This window comes from Methanophagales archaeon (genome assembly GCA_021159465.1).
Lineage (GTDB): Archaea > Halobacteriota > Syntropharchaeia > Alkanophagales > Methanospirareceae > G60ANME1.
Map to the genome: position 1 here is coordinate 1 of JAGGRR010000027.1, position 3,459 is coordinate 3,459.

Consider the following 3,459-nt stretch of genomic DNA (forward strand, 5'->3'; position numbering starts at 1 on the left):
CAATGAGTTCGTAAAAGTTTAATTTTAGATAAATAGAAACAAATAGAATCAAAATAAAACAAATAGAATGCAATAGAAATAAGATTATTTTTGAAAATGCAATTTCTGATAGTAAACTATACCTTTGCTTAAATTATAAATTTGAAAAGGCTCAGGATAAAATATTAAGTAACTTAGGGATAACCTTTGAATAGAATAAATCCGCTTGGTTGGTCTTAGCCAAGTAATGAGAGCTTCCAACAGTTACGCTTGCTCTCCCTTGTATAAAATCCGCAACACTTTCAGGGATACCATTTCCGATCAAAAAGTTCAAATTCCATTTTCGTATGGTGCTTGCAGATACCCTTCCATATTTAATTTTCTTTCGCATATCCCCGTTAATACCATTGCATGATTTCAATTCATTAAGAAAAGAAGAGGGCAGGTAAAGCCAATATGCTTTCTTTTTTCCTTTTGAGATAGAATTAATAGGGATTCTAAATACATCTCCTTTGGTAACACCTTCTTTCAATCGCTTCATACCTTCTATCGCTTGAGTTAGTCTCGCACCGGAATAAACTAATAGCTTAAATAACGGTCTGACTTCTTCGTTGATACTTTGATATGCTTCTTTTAATTCGTTATCGCTGATGTAAATTTCTCTTATTCCTGACCTTCTTAACTTAATCGCTTTTCGCCATCTTTCAATTGATATACCGTTAAACTCCTCTATTTCTTTGTATTCCATGTAATTAAAGAGATTTTTTAACGCCCTTGCATAGGGATCGGTATAAGCTTGGGATAGATGTGATTTAAGTTCGTTGGTGCTTTTTATTCCAATTAATTTCTTTTCTAAGGCGTTCAAATAATCATGTTGCTTTGCTTCTCCGATTCCTCTAACATTAGTTAGGTAAAAACTAAAATCCTCTTTGTTTTCTGTGAAAAAACTTCTTAAATTCGTATTTTCAATCTTCACGAGGCGGAGATCGTGCGTTCGAATCGCATCGAGCCCACCATTTCATATAATATAGAACCAATCATGATCATATTCGTGCCATAAGTGCTACTACCGAGCCTACCATTATCAATGTCAGTATCGCTCCTATCAGAACTCGTTTCCATCTATCATCATCTCTCTTTCTCCTATTTCTCCTACTAACTGTACTCCTCACCACTTGTAAGCCTCACCCCCTCGTTCTTCTTATTGTCTTCATCACACTTAAAGTTATTAAAAGAAAGAATTTATACTTTATCCATGAATGAAATGAAGAGTGCAGCAATGCAGAAAGGGATAGTCAGAGCATACATCGCCAGAACCGCCTGCTTCTCTCTCATAGGGAAATAGTAAGTACGGCAGTACCCATTTCAGGGTCAGAGGATTGGGTACTTCCTGTGTACCGTCAGCACGAACCTTCCCGAACTTCTCCAGTCTCCAGTCTCCACCTCCAGTCTCAGGAATGAAGCCGATGCATCACCCGCCAGTAGACATACAGCAAGAGATTCACAGTATGAGGTATTAACATTACAAACCACGAGATAACAAAGCCTGATACTACAATAGCAGCGCTAATAGCCGCCCCTATAGCTAAAGAACCTGTGTTACCAATGAATATCCGTGCGGGTTATATGTTATACCAGAGTAAGCCCAGCGTTGCCCTACACAGACAACTGAGTGTGAATATCACACTATTGTAACCCTCAATATTGAATTTATAATCGCGGATAAAACCGATGCAAGCCCATTAACTCAGGAATGCATAATCACCAGATTCGCTACCACCAGCACATATATCGAAACGATAGGACTCCGCATCAACATCCCAAACGCTGTCATCTTCACTTCAACTTAAGCAAATTATTGTATCTATTCTGGTTTAAATAGTTTGGGAAAAAGGAAAAGAAAAAAGGAAAAGAAAACTTCTGTTATGTTATATTCTCTTCCTTGTTTCTCATTCTTTCAAGCTTATTCTTATTCCTATTCTTGCTTCCACAACATTATCGCGGGAATCCAATCGTGGTAGACCTTCCCATTGACATCTACGAATTGGGAACAGGTAATGTTCCCGCCAATTACCTCCCGGTAGGGTGCGTGTATTATCTGAGGATAAGAGCCCGTTTCTATGATGTAAGAATAGATAACGCCTTCTCGCAGTGTCAGTTTTGGGCTAAACGAGAGATTGTGGTAGTCACCGTCATAGCTGCCGTTCCACACTGCGACTGCGCTTTCATTTGTGGTTTCATTCCAGATCATAACGAATTCACTGTGTCCGGCGGTTCCAGCGCAGGGATATGTGTATATTCTGTTCACGGTGATGTTCTGGTTGGGGATGATAGTGCCATAATGCGTGCCAGATATGCTTGGATATGGACCTTCTGATTTTCCTGTGTCGAAGCTTTCAACTGCACTTAGTGTCAAATTAAGGAAATTAAAAGCACCTGGTTCGTATTTCGATGTTTGTTCCGCTTTCAACCCATTAACCCAAAAAGCTATATCTCTGTCTATATCTTTGTCATCGCCGCGAACCACGAGTTTTTCATCGAATTTACCCAAACTGCCATATCTCCCGCTTTCTTCGATTCTTATCTTACCTCTTACTTCGCCGTTAATCTTTGCTACAATTTCTGTTCCCGCTGGCGCTGGCTTTCCGTTTAATCTCACGAAACCACAGAACTCCGCGGGTAAAGTGGGCAGATCGAATGCACTGGTTGTGTGAAGAAGAGCCAAAAATAGCATAAGTATCGCTAAGATTGAAACCAATCGTTTATTTCTGTTCATTTCTCACCTCCTCTTCTCCTATTTCTATTTCCATTTCTATTTCCATTTTTAGACTAAACGCTAATTCCTACTAACTCGCTATCCTCGGTTACGTAAATCCAGTAACCCTTCATTGGATACATCAAATTGTCTTCATCGTGACTCCCGCCTGTTTCGTCGTTGTTTATTATTACAGACTCATATCTCTGCTTAGCCGCGTCAAAACCAATTAAATAAGCCCAGCTTCTCTCTATAGAAGTTAAAGCGGAATTCGCTGCCGCTGGTGTCGTGTCCGAGAACCCAATTGCATTCCAGCCTTTATATAGCTGTCTCGTCGGTGGTGTCCTGAGAGGATAGGTATCGTAAGTTAAATTCACTATGGTGTCCTCGGCTGAATAGATCCAGTAACCCCTGAGGGGCTTGACCTCTTCGCTCGCACTTACTGCTCTCCAGCCTTCTGTCGTGTTATAACAGAAAATGGAATGCCCGGCAGTGTCAACCGAGCCAAAAACTTGCTCGAAAGTGTTGTGCCCTTCTGCGAGCTTTTTCGGTACTGAAATGAAGTTCCATTTCTTATAAAGGCGTATAGATGTGGGCGTAATTGCGGGAAGTATTTTCACTGTTGCTTTAGCCGTATGTCCATCGCCATCGTCTGCTTCAAGCGTATATATTCCAGGTTTCACACCCGTAGTGTCAATCGTAGCTTCGAACACTCCTTCTTCTGG

The 3,459-nt window shown here is 40.4% G+C and carries 3 protein-coding genes; all 3 read right to left on the reverse strand.

Going from position 1 to position 3,459, the window contains the following annotated elements; translation table 11 throughout:
• Positions 1-151 precede the first annotated feature (151 nt).
• On the reverse strand, positions 152-955 hold the full coding sequence (locus tag J7J01_01565) for a hypothetical protein (protein ID MCD6209580.1): 804 nt from the start codon (positions 953-955) through the stop codon (positions 152-154).
• Between the two features lie 999 nt (positions 956-1,954).
• Positions 1,955-2,755 (reverse strand): hypothetical protein, encoded by an 801-nt coding sequence (locus J7J01_01570; GenBank protein ID MCD6209581.1) that lies wholly within the window; start codon positions 2,753-2,755, stop codon positions 1,955-1,957.
• 53 nt (positions 2,756-2,808) lie between these two features.
• Positions 2,809-3,459: hypothetical protein (locus J7J01_01575; protein ID MCD6209582.1), on the reverse strand; the 651-nt coding region annotated here is incomplete at its 5' end.

Coding starts and splice junctions, on each gene's coding strand:
- J7J01_01570 (MCD6209581.1), bottom strand. CDS start 2,755: ATGAACAGAAATAAACGATTGGTTTCAATCTTAGCGATACTTATGCTA.